At 43.1% G+C, this 20,359-nt stretch carries 18 protein-coding genes; 9 read left to right on the top strand and 9 right to left on the bottom strand.

What is annotated here, in order from left to right; genetic code table 11:
* Positions 1 to 322: 322 nt before the first annotated feature.
* Complete coding sequence (locus AC5RDV_RS11135; RefSeq protein ID WP_008630162.1) at positions 323 to 748, top strand: BT0820 family HAD-type phosphatase; 426 nt, start codon at positions 323 to 325, stop codon at positions 746 to 748.
* Positions 749 to 792: 44 nt separating this feature from the next.
* On the opposite strand, the gene AC5RDV_RS11130 is transcribed toward AC5RDV_RS11135, so the two are convergent.
* A complete protein-coding gene (locus AC5RDV_RS11130) occupies positions 793 to 3,300 on the bottom strand; it encodes a GumC family protein (protein WP_282748484.1) in 2,508 nt (835 codons plus the stop codon).
* A gap of 204 nt (positions 3,301 to 3,504) precedes the next feature.
* On the opposite strand from AC5RDV_RS11130, the gene AC5RDV_RS11125 reads away from it, so the two are divergent.
* The 8 genes from AC5RDV_RS11125 to AC5RDV_RS11090 all read left to right on the top strand — a co-directional run bounded on the left by AC5RDV_RS11125 (position 3,505) and on the right by AC5RDV_RS11090 (position 10,870).
* The gene (locus AC5RDV_RS11125) at positions 3,505 to 4,911 is read left to right on the top strand and encodes an undecaprenyl-phosphate glucose phosphotransferase (RefSeq protein WP_282748483.1); all 1,407 of its coding nucleotides are present in this window, start codon (positions 3,505 to 3,507) and stop codon (positions 4,909 to 4,911) included.
* Positions 4,912 to 4,931: 20 nt separating this feature from the next.
* Complete coding sequence (gene rfbA, locus AC5RDV_RS11120) at positions 4,932 to 5,822, top strand: glucose-1-phosphate thymidylyltransferase RfbA (RefSeq protein ID WP_118146889.1); 891 nt, start codon at positions 4,932 to 4,934, stop codon at positions 5,820 to 5,822.
* 88 nt (positions 5,823 to 5,910) lie between these two features.
* Positions 5,911 to 6,546 carry a DUF8491 family protein gene (locus AC5RDV_RS11115; protein ID WP_130893303.1) on the top strand — a complete coding sequence of 212 codons (636 nt, stop codon included), beginning with the start codon at positions 5,911 to 5,913 and terminating at the stop codon, positions 6,544 to 6,546.
* Between the two features lie 54 nt (positions 6,547 to 6,600).
* Positions 6,601 to 6,894, top strand: coding sequence for a coiled-coil domain-containing protein (locus AC5RDV_RS11110; RefSeq protein ID WP_008630174.1), 294 nt, complete (start codon positions 6,601 to 6,603; stop codon positions 6,892 to 6,894).
* Between the two features lie 6 nt (positions 6,895 to 6,900).
* Positions 6,901 to 7,203, top strand: a complete 303-nt coding sequence (locus tag AC5RDV_RS11105) for a cell division protein ZapA (protein WP_008630175.1) — start codon at positions 6,901 to 6,903, stop codon at positions 7,201 to 7,203.
* 112 nt (positions 7,204 to 7,315) lie between these two features.
* On the top strand, positions 7,316 to 8,845 hold the full coding sequence (gene rny, locus AC5RDV_RS11100) for a ribonuclease Y (RefSeq protein ID WP_008620564.1): 1,530 nt from the start codon (positions 7,316 to 7,318) through the stop codon (positions 8,843 to 8,845).
* Positions 8,846 to 8,916: 71 nt separating this feature from the next.
* A complete protein-coding gene (locus tag AC5RDV_RS11095) occupies positions 8,917 to 9,819 on the top strand; it encodes a class I SAM-dependent methyltransferase (protein ID WP_282748482.1) in 903 nt (300 codons plus the stop codon).
* A gap of 10 nt (positions 9,820 to 9,829) precedes the next feature.
* The gene (locus AC5RDV_RS11090; protein ID WP_282748481.1) at positions 9,830 to 10,870 is read left to right on the top strand and encodes an acyltransferase family protein; all 1,041 of its coding nucleotides are present in this window, start codon (positions 9,830 to 9,832) and stop codon (positions 10,868 to 10,870) included.
* On the opposite strand, the gene AC5RDV_RS11085 is transcribed toward AC5RDV_RS11090, so the two are convergent.
* From AC5RDV_RS11085 to AC5RDV_RS11050, 8 genes are all read right to left on the bottom strand, one after another.
* The gene (locus AC5RDV_RS11085; RefSeq protein ID WP_118146887.1) at positions 10,862 to 11,617 is read right to left on the bottom strand and encodes a glycosyltransferase family 2 protein; all 756 of its coding nucleotides are present in this window, start codon (positions 11,615 to 11,617) and stop codon (positions 10,862 to 10,864) included. The two genes, AC5RDV_RS11090 and AC5RDV_RS11085, sit on opposite strands and share 9 nt — an antisense overlap.
* A 7-nt stretch (positions 11,618 to 11,624) precedes the next feature.
* The gene (locus tag AC5RDV_RS11080) at positions 11,625 to 13,085 is read right to left on the bottom strand and encodes a B12-binding domain-containing radical SAM protein (RefSeq protein WP_282748480.1); all 1,461 of its coding nucleotides are present in this window, start codon (positions 13,083 to 13,085) and stop codon (positions 11,625 to 11,627) included.
* A 24-nt stretch (positions 13,086 to 13,109) separates the two neighbouring features.
* Complete coding sequence (locus tag AC5RDV_RS11075; RefSeq protein ID WP_282748479.1) at positions 13,110 to 13,904, bottom strand: glycosyltransferase family 2 protein; 795 nt, start codon at positions 13,902 to 13,904, stop codon at positions 13,110 to 13,112.
* 11 nt (positions 13,905 to 13,915) lie between these two features.
* A complete protein-coding gene (locus tag AC5RDV_RS11070; protein ID WP_282748478.1) occupies positions 13,916 to 14,809 on the bottom strand; it encodes a glycosyltransferase family 2 protein in 894 nt (297 codons plus the stop codon).
* A gap of 74 nt (positions 14,810 to 14,883) precedes the next feature.
* Positions 14,884 to 16,626 carry a thiamine pyrophosphate-binding protein gene (locus AC5RDV_RS11065; RefSeq protein ID WP_282748477.1) on the bottom strand — a complete coding sequence of 581 codons (1,743 nt, stop codon included), beginning with the start codon at positions 16,624 to 16,626 and terminating at the stop codon, positions 14,884 to 14,886.
* A gap of 27 nt (positions 16,627 to 16,653) precedes the next feature.
* On the bottom strand, positions 16,654 to 17,526 hold the full coding sequence (locus AC5RDV_RS11060) for an SDR family NAD(P)-dependent oxidoreductase (protein ID WP_282748476.1): 873 nt from the start codon (positions 17,524 to 17,526) through the stop codon (positions 16,654 to 16,656).
* 1 nt (position 17,527) lies between these two features.
* Positions 17,528 to 18,649, bottom strand: a complete 1,122-nt coding sequence (locus AC5RDV_RS11055) for a polysaccharide pyruvyl transferase family protein (RefSeq protein ID WP_282748475.1) — start codon at positions 18,647 to 18,649, stop codon at positions 17,528 to 17,530.
* Positions 18,634 to 20,178 carry an MATE family efflux transporter gene (locus AC5RDV_RS11050; RefSeq protein ID WP_282748474.1) on the bottom strand — a complete coding sequence of 515 codons (1,545 nt, stop codon included), beginning with the start codon at positions 20,176 to 20,178 and terminating at the stop codon, positions 18,634 to 18,636. The genes AC5RDV_RS11055 and AC5RDV_RS11050 overlap by 16 nt, the downstream gene beginning before the upstream one ends.
* Between the last annotated feature and the right edge of the window lie 181 nt (positions 20,179 to 20,359).

Below are 20,359 nucleotides of genomic sequence, written 5' to 3'. Positions count from 1 at the left end.
GGGTAGCCACATGATAGATGTAATACTTTCCCCCTCCCGTCCCGTCGGTTGCAAGATTGGGTTCCACTGTCACAATCGTGGGGTCGCCATACTCGGCGGCCCACAGAGGCATCGTTGAAGAAGTAGCGCAGCACAATGCCATGGCTGCAAGGATTCTGTTCTTCATTTCTCTACGTTTTTAAAGATTAATGTATAGTCTTCCTTTGACTCTTTACACGGTTTACGAACAAAGGCGCGAAAAAGCACAAAGGGAAGAAACTTTTTTTCGTTTTACCCGGAAAAAAACTATCTTTGCCACCAAAAACAATTTAAATTGACGAATATGATCATAGCCGTAGACTTCGACGGAACCATCGTAGAACACCGTTACCCTGAAATCGGACGTGAGATTCCCTTTGCAGTAGAAACATTGAAAAAGCTCATCGAAGACCGCCACCAACTCATCTTATGGAGCGTACGGGAAGGGCGTTTGTTGGACGAGGCCGTAGAATGGTGCCGCCAAAGAGGAGTAGAGTTTTATGCCGTAAACAAGGACTTTCCGGAAGAGGACACCGACAAAAACCGACATTACAGCCGCAAGCTGAAAGCAGACTTGTTCATCGACGACCGCAACTTGGGCGGACTTCCGGACTGGGGTACCATCTACCGGATGATCAAAGAAAAGAAAAGCATGGCGCAACTGTTACAGGAAGAATGGGAAGAAGACCAACCCGTGGCACAAAAGAAGAAAAAGAGATGGTGGTTTTAACCTCCATCCCTTTTTCTTTCCGTACCCTATATATAAAAAAGGTATCAATCCTTATCATCAAAATGGTCCTCACGGAGATAACGACTGCTTCCGTGCCGGGATTTTGATTTACTAGCATGTGACTCCTTACCGTAACCACCATAATTACCATAACCGCCATAGCTGCCATAAGAACCGTAACGGCCGTAACGGCCATAATTACCGTAACCGTAGTAATAACCATACTTGCGCTGTTGCAAGTCTACCCCGTTAAGCACCAAGTTCATCTTCGGCAATTTTCCTTCCTGATGAATCGTATTCACGATATTGAAATTACGTTTGAGAGAATAATCACACCGGCACACAATAAGAGTTGCATCAGCCAAACGCCCTAACAATAAGGTATCGCTCACCAGACCGACAGGCGGAGTATCGACAATCACCATGTCATACCATTCGCGGAAACGTGCAAAAGCATCATCCAAACGTTCCGAAGTAATCAGTTCACCGGGATTAGGCGGAATCAAACCCGCAGGCAATACGTCCAGATTGGCATGCATGCCGGAATTGAATATCTGCTCACGCAAAAATCCGTCCGAACTGTCTTCCCCGGCCAAATAAGTCGTCAGCCCATGATGCCCCGTGACCAGACCGAACAACTTGGCCAATCGCGGCTTACGGATATCCAATCCGACCACCAAGACTTTGCGCCCCATCAAAGCCATACTCATGGCCAGATTGGTTGACACGAAAGTCTTTCCTTCACCAGGTATCACCGACGTGCACAAGAGTACCTTTTCGCTCTTCTTCATGACAAAGCCTAAATTGGTACGCAGGCTACGGAACGTTTCCTCCATCATGTCGTTGGTATTCTCCCGCACGACAATCGCCCTTTTTCCGTCCTTCAATTCCCCGGCCACGAAAATATCGCTCAAGACGGCCAAATCGGTCAGCTTTTCAATATCATTACGTCCTTCGATGCGATAACGCAACAAGTTCAGCAAGTATATCAGTCCGGCCGGAATGGCTATCCCTATCACCAAAGCGATAAGCGCCACCAGTTTCTTTTTCGGAGAAATAGGACGGATAGTACTTTCCGGCGCGTCGATAACCTGCGCCTTGTCCACCGTGGAGGCCAAAGAAATGGCGTTCTCCTCGCGCTTCTGCAACAATATCTGATAAAGTGCCGCCTTTACAGACTGCTGACGGCCTATATCGGAAAGCACACGCTCCTGCGTAGGCGCATTGGAAAGCCGTCCGACGAACAAGTCGTACTGTTCATCCACATTCCGTTTCTGCACCCGCAAGTTGTCATACACAGTAGAAAGAGAATGGCGGATGCCCGGATAAAGGGAAGCAATGGCATTCGTCGCCGATACCACAACGGGCGAGGACTCAGGTGCCGTTTTCAGCAAACGTTTACGCTCCACAACCTTGGCGTTATACTCGGCAATAATGTTATTCAAGCCCTGATCTGTCAGGCCAAGGTTTGCCGGAATAATCTCCATATTATTGGCCGGATTATCCACATACTCTTTCAAGGATTTCACTAAAAGCATCTGCGTCTGCAACTCTATCTGCCGCGTCTGATAGTTTTCTATACCTTTATAGGCAGCCTCGGCATCCGACATCAAGTCTACCAACTGGTTCCTCTTTTTATACATTTCCAAATCCGACTCGGTCGTACCCAGTTCCGCATCTATAATCTTGATACGTTTGTTGACAAAGGCTTCCGTCTTGAGAGCCACCTCATTCTTCACCTCATTGGCATCCTCATTATACACGCGAATCAACTCGTTCATATAATCTTCCGCCCGCTGACGTTGCGTATCGTTCTTCGTGATACGGGCTATTGTCGTCATCTTGCTAATGGGTTCAATGGAAGTAGCCTCCAGAAAAGCCTCTGCCATAAGCGTCGGACGATAAATGTAAACCTTCAGTGAACGGTCATCAAACACACAGGTAGGATCGGGGTTAGGCCGCAAAGACACCCATCCGGACAAGGTCTTCACCCTTACCGGAAGCGTCTTGACATTGGCTTCAAAACGCTCCTCCAACGCCTCGCCTTCTATGTGATAGCCCCCCTCCTGCAAAGGTTTGATTTCCAAAAATACCGGCATGGCCAACGTGTCCAAGTCCACCGAAGACATGTCGGCCAAAATGGGAGATGTACGGTAAAGTTCCTCGTCGCGCACCGTACCGTCAAACGCATAACGGACATAAAGCTTCAGGTTAGTCACAGCGCGCCGCGCCAACGTCTTACTGCTTAAAATTTCCACTTCGTTATCGAAACCGTTGCTGTTCGTCAAGATTCCCAACTGAGAAAAGTCGGCCAAAGCATTCCCTTGCATCCTGCTTTTATAGGGGTCTTCTTCCTTAATCAAGACCTCAGCTCCAGTCGAATAAACCGGAGCCTTGTACCTTAAATATAAAAAAGCGACGAAAAGACAACCGATAATGGATATGGCAAACCAATGCCAATGCAAAATGACCGCATCCAATATCTCACGATAATTAAAATCGGAACTTTGTTCTTCTACAGCATCGTTTGTTTGAAAAGTTTTGTTGGGCATATTATTCTTAATTATTCTCTGATTATTTCCATTCAAGCCACAAAATTAGAAATCTTTGACATACATTCCAAATAAATAAACGAAATAGTTCTTTATTTCGAGCTTTTTTAATTTTCAATCAATTTAAAACAATATATTATTGTAGGATTCCATAAAAATATATACATTCGCAGTCACGTAACCAACCTTTCGAAGAGATAAAATATGAAAATTAAGAATCTGGAAGAATCCGGCATTGTAAAATCCGCCATCATCTGCAACGATATCATATTGCTGATGGCCAGTTATTGGTTAGCCTTTGCGCTGACCCACAGCTTCGCACTGGCTTTCAGCTTTCCATACGCCCTGAAAACAGAACTGCTCATCGGCGCACTGACCATTTTCCCTACTTTTTACATAGCCCCACCCGTATTCCTGAAACACATGGTGTACGGCAATGACATCTTGGGACGTTCAGTTTACACCGTATGCCTGCAAACGCTGTTCATGATAGCGGCTATCAGTCTGATACGGCGGATGAACGTGGCCGGCGAAGAACTCCTCATAGGGGCTTCTTTTTTCTTCTGCCTGCTGTATGCAGAGCGGACTATCGTGCACAATATCCTGAAACACAGCCGTTCGAAAGGGCATAACTTACGCTACGTCGTATTGGTGGGACATCCGTGGAACTTAGAGGACATTTACCATACACTGAACGACCATAGTCTTGGATTCAAGATTTTAGGTATCTTCACCCGTAAAGAACTTCCGGAAGACATGCACCTGAAAAATTTGGGAGACCGGCGGATGGTAATGAGTTACTTGCGCCAACACCAAGAAGTGACAGACTTATACATGGTGCCCGACACCGACTATACGGCAGAAACGGACGAGATATTCCGTTACTGCGAAGACCACATGATTCGTTTCTACGCCCTGCCCGTATTCATGGAGTTCCTGACCAAACGTATGGAATTGTCGCACTTAGGCAGCACCATGCTACTGAGCGTGCGAAACGAGCCGCTGCAAGACCCGGTGAACCGTGGAGTGAAACGGCTTTTTGATATTTTTACGTCCGGGGTGTTCCTATTTACCGTCTTCCCTATTGTGTACCTCATTGCGGGTATCATCATCAAAATACAAAGCCCGGGGCCTATTCTCTTCAAACAAAAACGGAACGGACTGGACGGAAAGGAGTTCTATTGCCTGAAGTTCAGAAGCATGCACGTCAACAAAGACAGCGACCGCCTACAAGCCACCAAGGACGACCCACGCAAATTCAAATTCGGTAACCTGATGCGCAAAACCAACATCGACGAGTTGCCGCAATTCATCAATGTGTTCAAAGGCGACATGAGCCTCGTAGGACCGCGCCCGCACATGCTGCTCCACACGCAGGAGTACTCGCGCCTGATCCGACGTTACATGGTGCGCCATTTAGTGAAACCCGGCATCACGGGATGGGCGCAAGTGCAAGGTTTCCGTGGCGAAACGAAGACATTGGACCAGATGGAGAACCGGGTGAAAGCTGACATCTGGTACGTGGAAAACTGGAGTTTCGGCCTCGACCTGCGCATCATGTGGCGCACGCTCGTGAACATGTTGAAGCACAATGAGGAAAATGCTTATTAATCACATATACATATAATATTATGAAAGGTATCGTATTAGCTGGCGGGTCGGGCACACGCCTCTACCCCATCACAAAAGGCGTAAGCAAACAAATGCTTCCCATTTTCGACAAACCGATGATTTATTATCCCGTATCGGTCTTGATGTTGGCCGGCATCCGCGACATATTGATCATATCCACACCTCACGACCTGCCGGGATTCCGTCGGCTGTTGGGAGACGGCAGCGACTTTGGCGTACGCTTCGAGTATGCAGAACAGCCCTCTCCCGACGGACTGGCTCAGGCTTTCCTCATCGGCCGCGAGTTCATCGGAAGCGACAGTGTCTGCCTGGTATTGGGTGACAATATTTTCCATGGAGCGGGATTCACCGGTATGCTGCGTGAAGCCGTGGCCAATGCCGAACGCGAAGGAAAAGCCACCGTATTCGGTTATTGGGTGAACGACCCGGAACGCTACGGCGTGGCCGAATTCGACAAGGCCGGCAACTGTCTGAGCATAGAGGAAAAACCGGCTTTGCCGAAGAGCAACTATGCCGTGGTGGGCTTGTATTTCTACCCCAACAGTGTGGTGGACGTAGCGGCACATATCAAACCATCGGCCCGGGGCGAACTGGAAATCACCACGGTGAACCAAGTCTACCTGAATGAAAGGAAACTGAAAGTAAAAACCCTCGGAAGGGGATTCGCCTGGTTGGACACTGGCACACACGACAGCCTCTCCGAAGCCTCTACTTTCATCGAAGTCATCGAGAAGCGGCAAGGGCTGAAAGTGGCCTGCCTGGAAGGTATCGCCTACCGTCAGGGTTGGATCAGCGCGGAGAAATTGCGTGAAGTGGCACAGCCCATGCTGAAGAACCAATACGGACAATACCTTATGCGACTGAGCGAGGAGGTTTTCGAGCAAGAATAAACTGATGACAGAAAACTGAGTTTTCGCTTGCCTCTGCACCTACCTTTTTGTATATTTGTACCCTGAATTTAACCGAATAAAAAATACAATGGGTATAATAGCAAAATTATTGGGCAAAGCTCCCCAAGAAGAAACCTCGCGAGTGGGAGGAATGGAGGACTTCATGACCCTCATCCGTGTATATTACCAAGCCGTAATGGCCATGCAAATGGGAATCAGCAATCTGGCCGTACTACCGGACCTGCGCATCTTTAAACAAACGCTGCACGTCCCCACGGTAAACAACAAGCTAGGCATCGGCGAGAGGAAACGTTGCCGCACCATGCTGATGGATGTCTACGGCATGGAAGAAAACTTTTTCAAGGAGATAGATGCCAGCATCAAGCGTAACTGCCGCAATGTGAACGACATCAAGAACTATCTGCTTATGTTCCAGGGATTCAGCCAAGACCTGATGATGCTCATGGGCAACCTGATGCAATGGAAATTCCGCATGCCTTCGATGTTCCACAAGGCACTGCGAGGCATGACAGCCAAAACCGTACATCAGATTATGACCAAGAACGACTGGCGCGATGACAACATACGACGCACTTGCGTCAACATCCGCCAATACCAAATGCGTTTAGGGTACAGCGAAGCATGGATGACCGAATATGTCCACCGCATCGTCCTTTTGGCCAAGAAAGAGCCTAAACCCAAAGACATGGACGAGAAAAAATAAAAAACGCTTGGGACGTTAAACGTTTTTTCTTAATTTTGTAACGAGAAGGCAGAAATGACAGCAGAAGAAGATGCATTATTACGGACATTAGAGGCTCGCGTCACTCAAATGGCGTTGGAATACAAAGCCTTGAAAGACCGTTATGCCGCGTTGTCGCGCATCATGGAAGAAAAAAACGCCACCATAGCCGCGCTACATTCGCAAGTCGACCGCCTGCAAACAGATTATGCCAACTTGAAAACGGCCAAGATGATCGACATCAGTAGCGAAGACATGAAAAACGCTAAGTCGAGATTATCAAAGTTAGTGCGTGAAGTAGACAAGTGTATCGCACTTTTAAATGTGTAAAACATCATGGAAGTAAGCGAGGACTTTACCATAACCCTGAGATTAGGACAGCAACCTTTGTCCATCACCATACGGCGGAAAGACGAGGAAGCCTACCGGGCAGCCGAAAAGCTGATTAACCAACGATACAACAGCTACGCAGCCCAGTATCCGGATCAGGGCAATGAAATTTATTTGTGCATGGCAGCGTTGAGCATTGCGCTCTCGTTGAAAAAAAACGAATTCCGTAACGATACACAGCCATTCGTCGACAGCATGAAACGCATGTTGGACACTTTGGATGAAACCTTAGGGACGAAAGCACAATAAAAACATTCATTCTACAGGAAAAACCACACGCACTGTTTCCCTTTCTCCGCACCATGCGGACGGGGTGAGCGGTGCGTGATTTTTATATTATTCATTATAAACAAAAAAAGATATGGTATTTATAATCTCCGTAGCTTGCCTCATCGTCGGATGTATAGCAGGATTCGCTTTGTTCCGCTATGTGGCAACGGGTAAATATCGGCAAATCATCGAAGAAGCGAGCAAAGAAGCCGAAGTCATCAAAGAGAAAAAACTGCTCGAAGTGAAAGAAAAGTTCCTGAACAAGAAGTCGGAACTGGAAAAGGAAGTGCAGCAACGCAACCAACAAATACAGCAGCACGAAAACCGCCTGAAACAACGTGAACTGAGCCTGAACCAACGCCAGGACGACCTGAACCGCAAAAAAGGCGAAATAGAAACTGACCGCAAACGGTTGGAAAACCAACAGCAAGGACTGGCCCGCCGCGAAGAAGAATTGAAAGAACTGGAAGCTAAAGAGCGCGAGAAACTGGAAGCCATCAGCGGCCTGAGTGCCGATGAAGCCCGTGAACGATTAGTGGAATCCCTGAAAGACGAGGCCAAGACCAACGCGGCAAGCTACATCAATGAAATCATGGACGAAGCCAAGTTGACAGCCAACAAGGAAGCCAAACGCATCGTCATACAAAGCATACAGCGCGTAGCGACGGAAACGGCCATCGAAAACAGCGTGACCGTATTCCACATTGACAACGACGAAGTGAAAGGACGTATCATCGGCCGTGAAGGACGCAACATCCGTGCATTGGAGGCTGCCACAGGCGTGGAGATTGTCGTGGATGACACTCCCGAAGCCATTGTCATTTCTGCATTCGACCCCGTACGCCGGGAAATTTGCCGCCTGGCCCTGCATCAGCTCGTAGCCGACGGACGTATCCATCCGGCACGTATCGAAGAAGTGGTAGCCAAAGTGACCAAGCAAGTGGAAGAAGAAATCATCGAAACGGGAAAACGTACGGCCATCGACTTGGGTATCCACGGCCTGCATCCGGAACTGGTACGCATCGTGGGTAAGATGAAATACCGCAGCAGCTACGGACAGAACCTGTTGCAGCATGCCCGTGAAACAGCCAATCTCTGTGCCGTAATGGCTTCGGAACTGGGTCTGAATCCGAAAAAGGCCAAACGCGCCGGCCTGTTGCACGACATCGGCAAGGTGCCCGACGAGGAACCGGAATTGCCGCACGCCATCTACGGTGCCAAGTTGGCCGAGAAATATAAAGAGAAACCAGATATCTGCAACGCCATCGGTGCCCACCACGACGAAATGGAAATGACTTCATTGCTCGCTCCCATCGTGCAAGTGTGCGATGCCATCAGTGGAGCACGCCCGGGAGCACGCCGCGAAATCGTGGAAGCCTACATCAAGCGGCTGAACGACCTTGAAAACATCGCCATGAGTTATCCGGGTGTCACGAAAACCTACGCTATCCAAGCCGGACGCGAGTTGCGCGTCATAGTGGGTGCGGACAAGATTGACGACAAGCAAACGGAAAGCCTGAGCGGAGAGATTGCCAAGAAAATCCAAGATGAAATGACCTATCCGGGACAGGTAAAGATTACGGTTATCCGAGAAACCCGCTCGGTAAGTTATGCGAAATAAGAGAATATTTCATGAACATGATGCCTTTCCTTTCACCACGAGGGGAAAGGCATATTTATTCAAAGCCGGACATGGAAAAATATATAAAGGCCATAAGCCAATGGATTGACGGAATCCCTTATGAAAAGGCTTTTTGGAACAATGTGTATCGTTGGAAACAGACATTCAACGGAATGATGCAATGGTCAAACTATGGCGAAATCATCGATTTAGAATGTTTTGACGCAAACCGTTTCCTCTCATCCTGCACTTCCTGCAAACCTAAAGTTTTGGACGTGGGATGCGGATTAAGCTATGCAACCGGTAACTATATAGAGATTAATGGTACTAAAACGGCACTTGACCTCCATTACGTAGACCCATTGGCGGATGTGTTCAATGACATTAAGAAAAGGTACCACCGTAACCTGCCGGACATAGAATTCGGCATGGTGGAATACTTGTCGGACTTCTTTCCCTGCCACGACGCAGACCTGATCATCATCCAAAATGCACTCGACCACTCTGCCATGCCCATAAAAGGCATACAGGAAGCCTTCTCCACACTGAAGACCGGGGGCATATTATATCTCAACCATCATCCTAACGAAGCTGAAACGGAACAATATAAAGGTTTTCACCAGTATAACATTGACGAAGAGAATGGCAAACTCGTCATCTGGAACAAAACGGAAAGGTCTATCATTCAAGGTTTACTTGGTGCACACGCAGACATAACCGTAACCCGCCACGAAAACGGACATATAATAGCCATAATAAAAAAACTATCCGAAATACCATCGGAAGAATATCTTTCAGGTCATGACCGCATGCAAATATGCCACGCACTCATGGAAGTGGCCGGTAAATTAAAAATAAGCTATACTTTGAAATCTTCGTTAAAATATACTTTTTATAATTCCGTACAATTCATTGTACAAGCCCTACCTTGGGAAGCGAAGATGAGAATAAAGAAACTTATCAAACAGGCATGAATTTAAAAGGATGCAAAGCAAAAATATCAAATGGATCAATACAGCCCGCGCACTCTGCATGATTTCCGTTTACTTGCTCCATAGTGAATTCTACTATGGAGATGCAGGTTTTTCATACGGTTATGCTCTGACACCGTTCTATGTCAACACATTCTTTTTTATTAGCGGCTACCTGCTTTTCAAAAAATATATGAAAGTTCCCGAAACAATCAGTTTTCCAAAAAAGGAATATCATAAGCTGATAGCCAACGTGATTTTCAGGTTAGTCATCCCCACCCTCATCTTTTCGACCTTAATCTACATCCCCAAAATGATATTCCACGGGAATCCCCTATCTTTCGGGCAATACCTTCATGATGTATGGGGAGGAACCAGTTATTGGTTTACTTCCGCTTTATCCGTCGCACAAATCTTATTGGCAGTTTTGTTACTGAGCCAACGCAGTCATATGGCGTTCTATGTAGTCGCATGCACCCTTTTGTCCCTTTTGGGAATACACCTCCGAGGTATCTTCCCCTCCCCTTTTCCTTGGTACTATCAAACAGGAATGGCTTCTACCTTATTGATGAGCTTGGGGGGGGTATATTTGAGATACGAATCCCGAATTAACAAAATAATATCAAAACCCTACGTTTTCGGAGTAGCAGCTTTCGTATACCTTTACAGTATCATGATTACAAATCCCACACTTCTTCAAAAAACAATACCGGACATCTACATGCATTTATGGGAATATCTGACCATCCTATGCAGCATTATTTGTATCATCACCCTCTCACACTTGCTCCCTCAGGTAAAATGGTTGGAATACATTGGAAAGAACTCCATTATATTTTACTTCTTCTCCGGAGTAATGCCGGCTTTATTCGGCAGCATCATTTCGCTGTTCGCTCCCGATGCCTCGTACGCCCTTACTTTAACCGTAAGTTCCATTGCCCTACTGGCTGTAACAGGGATAAACTTGATTATCCAACAATATTTTCCCTACCTTACCGATTTGCGGAAAATCCTATTTCCCAACCAACAAGCTTTGCATAAGAAATCAAATTAATTTCTTATGCAAAGCCCTACATGCATAATTAATATAATAATATGCAGACTTTATAATCCCTATTTTTTCCACATTCATATAAATATTCCATTGCCAAGAGAGCACGGCTAACTTCCGTGAAGACACGGAAGCTTTCCGCACACGGTATAAAGCGGTTACCGTATTCGTATTACGAGCTATAAAGCCTTTCTTTAAAATAGATAACCATAAAGCGTAGTCTTCATGATGAATCGGCCTGAACAGCACCTTCCCCACTTTCGCAACATCATAAATACCTGTCAGGTTTCCAATCACATTACCTTTAAGCAAACATTCATAAGAAGCCGTATCCGGAGCCTTTATAATTCGACCTGCCCGAAGCCCCTCTTCATTCATCTTTTCATAATTAGAAAAAACAATGGCCGTTTTTTTATGATTAAACAACCGAACCTGTTGTTCCAATTTAGTAGGGAACCAAATATCATCACTATCCAAAAAAGCGATGAAGCGTCCCTTAGCCTGCTGTATCCCTATATTCCTTGGAATAGCAGGAATGCCTAAAGGCTTATAGTTCTGCAACAGATGTATACGGGAGTCCTTTTTCACATATTGTTCTACAATATCTTTGGAATTGTCTGTTGAACCATCATCCACGACAATCAATTCCCAACACGAATAAGTCTGTGAAATCACAGAAAGTATAGAATCTTCTATAAAACGCCCGGAATTATAAACCGGCATGATTACAGATACCATATCCATCGCCATAGACACGTTACTTAGAAAACAAGTAATGTTTTAACTTACCAAATGCTTTTATAGACCTCTTCAAATCAGAAGGATACGCCAACCCGACCCTCAACCTATGAAGGATATAGCTAAAGCGCAAATAATATTTCTTACGAGCCTTGTTACAGAAATCCACCATGTCTTGTGCCGAAAGTCCCGGCAAAGAAAGCACTGTATTATGGGTTCCATCTGCTAAACAATATTTTGCATAGTCCAACTCTATATAACCATTTGATTTAGCCCATGTATATGCCTCTGTTCCCGGATAAGGTATTAAAGGAAAAAACTGTGCCGTATCCGTATTCAATTTCAAAGCCAAATTCAAAGTCTCGTTCATCGTTTCTCTCGTTTCTCCGCAATTACCCACCATGTAACAAGCATGAATAAGCAGACCTGCCTTTTTTGCATCGGAAACATAGCGATAGAATTGCTCCACTTTCGTTCCCTTCTTTATATTGTCTAATATTTGCTGACTCCCGGATTCGATTCCGGGAATAATCAACCGACAACCCGCCTTTTTCATCGCACACATGGTTTCATAGTCCAAATTTACCCGTGCATTGCAAAGCCACTTCAAACGTTTATTAAGCCCTTTGTTTATCAATAAATTACAGATTTCCAGAACCCGTTTTTTATTAACCGTGAAAGTATCATCCTCTATCACGACTTCTTTGACATCCGGAAAATTCTCCGCAATATACTCAAACTCCTTCACTACATTCTCTGCAGAACGTGCCCTGAATATATGTCCATGCATGGTTTGCGGATACACACAAAAATTACAATGGAACGGACATCCCCTTCCCGTAAAAATCTGGATAGAAGGATAAGTAGCTGCCGCAAAGAAATAATCCCTTTCGTTCAGGTTGTTTTTAATAAAAGTGGAAGCAAACGGGATTTCATCCAAATTCTTTATGGAAGGCATAATCCCCGTACGTATAAAAGTCTCCCCTTGCCTCAAGCACAATCCCCTTACTTGCAGAAGCTCTTCCCGGTTCTCAATGGCATCAGCCAATTCTTTTATAGTTTCATCATACTCTCCTATCGCCACTGCATCTACCGCCTTGGAATATCCTAATGTTTCCTCCGCACATGCAGAAGGATGGGTTCCAACCAAAACAAGAAAGGAATGTGGATACATTTGCTTGATACGTCCTGCAAAACTCACGTCACTTTTTATGGAAGGTGTACTGGTATCTAAGACAAACAAAGTATTATCATCCGCCTTATCCGCAAGCAAAGTCAACGTTACTTCCTCATTTAAAGGTTTTGCCGGTGCATCCAAAAAATAGACTTCATGCCCATTCTTCTCTACATAAGCAGCAGCGTATATCAGCCATAACGGATAATATAAAGCACCACTTTTTGTTATTGCCGGACTTCTAGATTCCCTTGAGAATTTACCATATTCTGCCTTAAAAGGCGGGTTTATAAAATAAACTTTCATACTTAATCATTCATAAATACACACTTACCCCTTATTTGTTTTGGCGTAATGCATGCGTTTCAGCATATCTATGCCAAAGATACAAATAATTAATCTTTTTACGCAATCAAAAGCCCAAAAATAAAAATAACAAAACTTGGCTAACCACCTTCCTCCCCCATTATTCAACACAATGTGCTCAATATCATATCTCTTTGCAGATATAGGAGCCACTGAGACTCCTCCCAATCTAAATTCTGCCAAATCAGCCGGAATGTATTTAAAACGTGCTCCCCCCTGATAAGCCCGTGTTAAAAAATCATGATCCATCATATAACGGAATTTCAAATCGTATCCTCCCCAACGGTGATAAGCTACAGCCGTTACAAAAGTACCCTGATGGTCTACATTCACAAAAAACGGCATTAATGGAAACTTCATAGAGGGGATGTCACGCCCGGTAAATCCGGTATCTTTGTTGCGGATAATCACGTTTCCCCTGTAAACATCCACATCCGGTTCATAAAACTTTGCAACCACCTCCAATGCATTAGGCAGCAAAATATCATCACTATTAATGATTACAATCAAATCTCCTTTAGCATGAAAGATACCTTTATTGAACGCATCACTTATGCCTTTGTCAGGCTCGGAACAGAAATACCCCAAATGTTCTTTGTACTGTTCTATAATATCCAAAGTCCCATCTGTTGACCCTCCATCTATAATTACATAATCTATATATGGGTACTTCTGCTCCACCACACTCTTTATCGTTTCCTCCAAAGTATTCACACTATTATAACATATAGTAACGACAGAAATTACAGGATATTTCATAATTTAAATTTTCAAAATAAATTAAAAAGAATAGACAATCTCCCAAAAATGGACACAAAATGGTTTGCACAATCAAGTTCATGTCCGCAAATCAAAGAAACTTTGTTGAAACATTTTTTATAGTTTATCACCTTAAACGTTAACTTCTTGTGTTCTTCCACCATCAATTCAGCATAACCATTCCATAATTCTCTGGCAATAGAAGAACGTATCCTTTCATTTTTCCGTAACCTTCTTATTCTTTCTCTCCACCGGAATAATGAAGAGTTCACTTGTCCAACCGCATTTCGAGAATGTTGGCGATATAGGATATAAGGCTTATCATCAAAACAAACCCATGCACCCAATGCCATTGCAACATCATAAATCCATACATCGTGCATTCTCATATAGCGAGGAGTATACTTCAGTAACTCATTTCTAAGTTTATCGTTAAATACCATCGTACACCCTCCTACGAACTGATACATGAGTGCTTCACCATAAGTCAACAAAGGATGAATCTTTACACTATCCATTGGACACAAATTTTCATCAACCAACTGAGTTTGTCCGAAATACAAAGCAGGTCTGTCCACACAATTTCCAAATTGTTCTAATGCGGCCTTCAATTTATCTTCATGCCATACATCATCTTGATCCGAAAAGGCATACCATTCACATTTGGGAGCATTTAACAACAAATCCCAAAAACTCCGTGCCGGACCTACATTTCGCCCTTCATACCATCGTAAGTTACCGTTCTTTTCCTCTTCAGCCAAGATCTGTTTTGTGCAATCCGAAGACCCGTCATCACGTACCAACAAAGTACAATCTACTCCTTTTTGAGCATAAATAGAAACCAATTGCTCCTTCAAATACATTTGTCCATTATAAGTAGACATTAAAACCAATACCTTTTTCATTTCCCCTTTTTAATTGGCCCTATTACCGTCATCCAAACAACAATATCCACACTATTTTCTTCAGACATTACAAATCATTTCAGTATACGTTTTACAAACTCCATCCCTTTTTCTCCAATTACATTCCCTACTTTTTCTTTCAAAACTTGCTTGACATCTCCAACCAATCCGGTGCTTGTAATCAAACGTAAAGCCTCATTTTCGTCCGTATCACGCGTAAACACCTCAAAAAGGTATGACTTATTAATTTCAGTAGATAGAAAAGTACCCATGTTTTCTAAAAAATCCTCTTTAGAAGAAGCAGATAAATAATTTATACCAAGATTTTTGGCATAATCCCTTACTAATGTACGCGACTGATTGCCATAATGTCCAGCAGCCGCAATATATGGATTCACACCTTCTTTAAATATATAACCAGGATTCAGATAATGAGTAAACTCACAACCTTTACCGTTATTTACCAATAAAACTCTGATATTTTTCCCCCAATGCCGGTTACCTAAAGCATTCATATCATAAAAAAAGGCCAAGTCTCCCAAAACTCCAAAATACAACTTATCAGGATGAACCAAAGCTGCCCCCAAAAGAGAGGAAAGAGTCCCATCCGTACCGAAACCTCCCACATTGCATGCAGAATTCACGGATTTTGGAATCTCAAAAAAATCCCACGATCTTAAAGAAGTTAGAATACCGAAATGTATGGCACACCCCTCCGGAAGTCTGCAAGACAACTGTTTAGCCATCCATATATTTGAAAATGGCAAATCCGGAATTTTCTCATAACATCTGACATAATCATTTCTACATGATTTCAAAAAAGAAAGTGTACCCTTGCCTACATTTCGCTTTTGGCCATACTTCTCAAAGAAATGGGATTCGTCCATGTCGAACAAATAAGTAAGCTTACCATATCTGTCCCGCAATTGTCCATCCCTATTCACGCGCCACACTTCTTGCGCCTTTTCCCCCATATTAAAATGATCACCAGAAACTTCTCCCAGATGTATCATCAAACGAATATCCTGTAAACATGGTGCATTTTGTACTGTCAATAAAGCATCCACCTGCCTAAAATCCCCCTTATAACCACTTGTATGGTCACAAAAACACACAGCATTGTTATTTTCACAAAAAGCATCAATCAAACCCGTCTCTCTTGCTGTGAATGGACGATGTGCCCCAATAAATAGAGCTATCTTACCCTGGGGCAAAGGAGGGAAATCCCCATCATAATCAATTCGTCTGACAACTTTAACATCCGGCAATTGCTTAACCGACAAATCCCGGCTATATGTAGTTTCCAAATTCACATGAGCCGGTCCTCCACCATGAAGTGTCAAAGCCGAAATCGCCTGATTAATACGCAATGCCGCATTTTCCGCATCCTTCGTATCACGTACTGACGGGATATAAGTACTAAAAGTCAGAATATCCTTGGCATGTACACTACGATCCGTAACCTGGTCGTACAAATTCCCTAACCGCCTCAAGTCTTGCGTACCGGTGATTACCAACACAGGCAACTTCCTATAAAAGGCTTCTGTTAATCCCGGCATATAATTACGAGCCGCTGTGGCACCGGTACATGTAAGTACAACAGGTTCACCACTCTCCTCTGCCATTCCGCAAGCCATATAAGCAGCCGATCTTTCGTCCACCGATGAATACATTTCAAATCCTCCATCATACATCAATGAAGCATTCAACATCATATTAGTCCCTCCAGGAGAGGTCACCACCTTCTTTATATGATGAGCTTTTAACAGCTTGACAAGTATCTGTATACCCTTTTCACTAGAATAATAAGTTTCCATATTTCTTATACTTTTTTTCATTCCACATTATTCAAAAGAATAACGTCGACTATAATCATCTACTGTAAGATTCCCCAATCCCCCGGTCATAAAAACAGTATCTCCGACGACCGTTCGTCCCATCCCGCTCACTAAGACTACAGCCATCTGTGCCACTTCTTCAGGTTTGACATAACGTCCGATAGGACTGGAAACCAATGTAATGTCGGAATCGTCATCTAAATTCGACATAGATGTTTGCGTAGGCCCTGGCGCGATACTGTTCACCACAATTCCATGCGGTGCCAAAGATTTAGCCAACCCCATGGTTAATGCCCTTATCCCCCATTTACTCAAAATATAAGGAGAATTAGCCGGTCTGAGACTGGAAGAAGATGAGATATTCAGAATATTTCCTTCTATTTCATTTTCAACCATATATCTCCCGAACAATTGGGATAGAAAAAATGTTCCTTTCAAATTCGTATCAACAACTTTATCAAAATCACTTTCCGTTACATGGGGCATAGCCGTGCTTTCCACACCGGCGTTATTCACCAGTATATCTATCTTTTTTCCTGATAACAAAGTGAGTATCTCCCTTAAACTGTCTTCAAAAGAGCTTACATCCAAATTATCCATACGATAAAAATAAACCCTATTGGGAAATCTTCCATCCAATTCCTCAAAGCATTTTTTAAGCTTTCTTTCATCACGACCGGTCATGACCACGTATGCCCCAGCCTGCAGAAAAGCCTTTGTTATAGCCAATCCAATACCACTTGCACCTCCTGTAATCAAAGCACAACGTCCCTCAAGAAGTTCATTTGGAGATAAGGTAACTACGGTCACATGATGAACAGGAAATCCACCGATAAGAAAGCGCCCTAACCTTTTGAGATATTTTTTCCAACGTACCATATTATTTCTCTATTGAATGAATAAGATAATCCATAGACTTTTTCCGTTCCTTTTGCAAGAGATCTTGTACCAATCCATAATTTACAGGCTTAGCCCAATCCATACCCGTATCATCATATAGCCGTCCTGTAAGCCCGAACAAATCAAGAAAATCGTGAATTCTACCATTCTGAGAGCCTTGCTCTGTATCCTTAAATCTTTTAAACACCACAAAGTCCTTTGATAAATTAACAGACAGGGCACAAGCATGAAATGAATCTGTACATACAACCTCAGCTTCCGCCACATACCGTACAAACTCATAAGGTCCTGCACTTTCATCCACCATTGCATGGTACAATTCCAAACTCCCACTCTCCAAAGACGGTAAAAGAATAATGTCTCGTACACCCAATGTTTTTTGTACTTTTACGACTTGAGACAAGTATTCTTTTCTATTCCCCACAAAGTAACATAGAATATATTTTGATGGAAGTCGAAAAGGAATATCAGCTTTCCGGGAAAAATCCAACCACTGTTGAGATGAAAGTAAAAAAGTAGGATCCAAAACCCGTGAAACATTCTTCCCCAATAAAGATGAAAGATATCGAGCCGTATACCCTTCCCTGACTCCAATATGTTGGAATGAGAACAATAATTCTTTCACCCGGTCTTCATATTTTTCGGGAACACAATTTGTCCCTATACTTGAAGCATAAGCAACCCGCTTCCCGCCCCCTACAAAATCCAAAAACATAAAAGAATCAAAACGATGGCAACAATTCCATATTTGATCACTTCCCGTCATAAAAACATCTACTTCTGACAACAAACAGCGGTAATCAGATAAATTATGAACAATCCTATGATTATAATTCTCTTTATTAAAAACATCCAATTTTTGCTGCTTGACAGTACGAGCACGGAATATTCTCTTCAACGACAAGCCATATCTCCTAATCTGATACAGTAACCAACGGAAAAAAGAGAAAGATGTCCCATTCATAAAAACAAATGGATGCAGGATACATACGTCATAGCCCAAATCCTCCAACTTTTTATGTAGAGCATAAGATTGCAAACTTGTACCAAAATTACCTGTTCCTAGCCAAGTCACTAATGCTATTTTTATTTTCTTATCCATAAAACACATTTATTTTTGACGAATGAAATCACCTTTTTTCGTTCGCTATTGCCCATTCCAATAATCCAAGTTGAAACACAAACCGATATACAACTTGAGACAAAAACATATATAAACCGTTCTCCTCCCTCCTGAAGCGTATTAGCCAAAACAAGAGGCAAAACAAACGAAACAATTGTCACTATAACCCCTCTTCCTACAACCTGTACCACAAATGGACGTATAGGAAAACCAATCTGTCTTTTCAATAAAAAAAGACGTACATAAACCAAATAGGTATAAACTACAACATAAGTAATGTATGCAGCAACAGGCGGAAATCCGAGTTCAAATAATCCATAACTTGCGGGAAGTACAGCACATCCTAACCCACCGACATAAATATAGAATTTCTTTATATTTCCGGTGGCCTGCGCAAGCGTCGTCAATGGTGCCCCTGGCAAATCTACCAAGACCCCCAACATAGCCAATTGCCAAAATAACACAGCATATTCCGGTACCTCCTTCAACCAAACTCCAAGCACAAAATCAGCCTCAAGCACAAATGGGATAAAAAAGAATAACATTAAAATATATGAATACTTCGCCCCCTGTCTCACAATCTTAAAACACGTTACAAGATCATTCTCCGCATAGGTCTTTATAATTTGAGGATTCAAAGCCGTGGTAAAATTTCCTATAAACTGCTTGACCCAATTCTCCGCCTGCCCTGCAATTCCCCTCGCAGCATTGACAACGACCCCGAAAAACATATTAGATACAATATTAACTCCCTGGGTATTGAGTATATATGCTCCTGTACCGAGAAAATTCCATCCGGCAAAACCAAACATTTCTTTCAGCAATTTTTTATCTATGCCAAAACGGTATTTGCATTCCGTAAAATGCTTAGAACAATAACAGCCGTATATAAACCTCACTATTATTGCAGACAATGCAACTAATAAGGCATAGAAAAAAAGCTTATCAAACGATGAAATCACAATAGCATATGCAGCAGACAATCTGAGTAGAGCCTCAATGATACCCACATAGGCAAAAACATTCATTCTCTCGTGAGCTATTATAATGGCGTTATAAGGTAAACTTATCAACTGAACAACAAAAGTCAACAATGAGAATTGCAATACCCAAAAAGCCACATTCAAACGTTCTGGAGGTATCTGCATCCGATTAAACAAGAACCATCCTCCTAATAATTCTGTCAAAAGTACGACCAAAAACGAGAGAAGAAATTGTATATTGACACTTGTAGAAAAAACAAGCCCTAATTTTGCCTTATTATGATTGCCTATTTCAAAAGTCAAATATCTTGTAATAGCATTAGATAATGAAGCTGATATGATTGAAAACATTATTACTACGCCACCGACTATATTATAGATTCCAAAATCGTCTACCCCAAGGGCATCCAATGTTACCCTGGAAGTGTATAAATTCACAATCATGATAAAGAATGTGCGTATATAAAGCATCAATGTGTTTTTGGCGATGCGTTTACTATTCTGAGCCTCTTTATTAGTATCCATAAATAATCATTAAGGAAGCTACACACAAGTACATATTTCCTTCATCTTAGCACCCTCTGCCACCTTCCATTTTTTTCTCCTTTTTGGCAAAGTTACGAAAAAGTATTGATTATCAACATCTGATTTCAAGAAAAACCATTTCCAACCCTTTAGAAACATACCGCACTGACAAAAAGCACTA

This window comes from Paraprevotella sp., from assembly GCF_986071375.1.
Note: the sequence above shows the minus strand (reverse complement) of the source record. Positions and strands in the feature narration are given on the sequence as shown.

Coding starts and splice junctions, on each gene's coding strand:
- AC5RDV_RS11135 (WP_008630162.1), top strand. CDS start 323: ATGATCATAGCCGTAGACTTCGACGGAACCATCGTAGAACACCGTTAC.
- AC5RDV_RS11130 (WP_282748484.1), bottom strand. CDS start 3,300: ATGCCCAACAAAACTTTTCAAACAAACGATGCTGTAGAAGAACAAAGT.
- AC5RDV_RS11125 (WP_282748483.1), top strand. CDS start 3,505: ATGAAAATTAAGAATCTGGAAGAATCCGGCATTGTAAAATCCGCCATC.
- rfbA (WP_118146889.1), top strand. CDS start 4,932: ATGAAAGGTATCGTATTAGCTGGCGGGTCGGGCACACGCCTCTACCCC.
- AC5RDV_RS11115 (WP_130893303.1), top strand. CDS start 5,911: ATGGGTATAATAGCAAAATTATTGGGCAAAGCTCCCCAAGAAGAAACC.
- AC5RDV_RS11110 (WP_008630174.1), top strand. CDS start 6,601: ATGACAGCAGAAGAAGATGCATTATTACGGACATTAGAGGCTCGCGTC.
- AC5RDV_RS11105 (WP_008630175.1), top strand. CDS start 6,901: ATGGAAGTAAGCGAGGACTTTACCATAACCCTGAGATTAGGACAGCAA.
- rny (WP_008620564.1), top strand. CDS start 7,316: ATGGTATTTATAATCTCCGTAGCTTGCCTCATCGTCGGATGTATAGCA.
- AC5RDV_RS11095 (WP_282748482.1), top strand. CDS start 8,917: ATGGAAAAATATATAAAGGCCATAAGCCAATGGATTGACGGAATCCCT.
- AC5RDV_RS11090 (WP_282748481.1), top strand. CDS start 9,830: ATGCAAAGCAAAAATATCAAATGGATCAATACAGCCCGCGCACTCTGC.
- AC5RDV_RS11085 (WP_118146887.1), bottom strand. CDS start 11,617: ATGGCGATGGATATGGTATCTGTAATCATGCCGGTTTATAATTCCGGG.
- AC5RDV_RS11080 (WP_282748480.1), bottom strand. CDS start 13,085: ATGAAAGTTTATTTTATAAACCCGCCTTTTAAGGCAGAATATGGTAAA.
- AC5RDV_RS11075 (WP_282748479.1), bottom strand. CDS start 13,904: ATGAAATATCCTGTAATTTCTGTCGTTACTATATGTTATAATAGTGTG.
- AC5RDV_RS11070 (WP_282748478.1), bottom strand. CDS start 14,809: ATGAAAAAGGTATTGGTTTTAATGTCTACTTATAATGGACAAATGTAT.
- AC5RDV_RS11065 (WP_282748477.1), bottom strand. CDS start 16,626: ATGGAAACTTATTATTCTAGTGAAAAGGGTATACAGATACTTGTCAAG.
- AC5RDV_RS11060 (WP_282748476.1), bottom strand. CDS start 17,526: ATGGTACGTTGGAAAAAATATCTCAAAAGGTTAGGGCGCTTTCTTATC.
- AC5RDV_RS11055 (WP_282748475.1), bottom strand. CDS start 18,649: ATGGATAAGAAAATAAAAATAGCATTAGTGACTTGGCTAGGAACAGGT.
- AC5RDV_RS11050 (WP_282748474.1), bottom strand. CDS start 20,178: ATGGATACTAATAAAGAGGCTCAGAATAGTAAACGCATCGCCAAAAAC.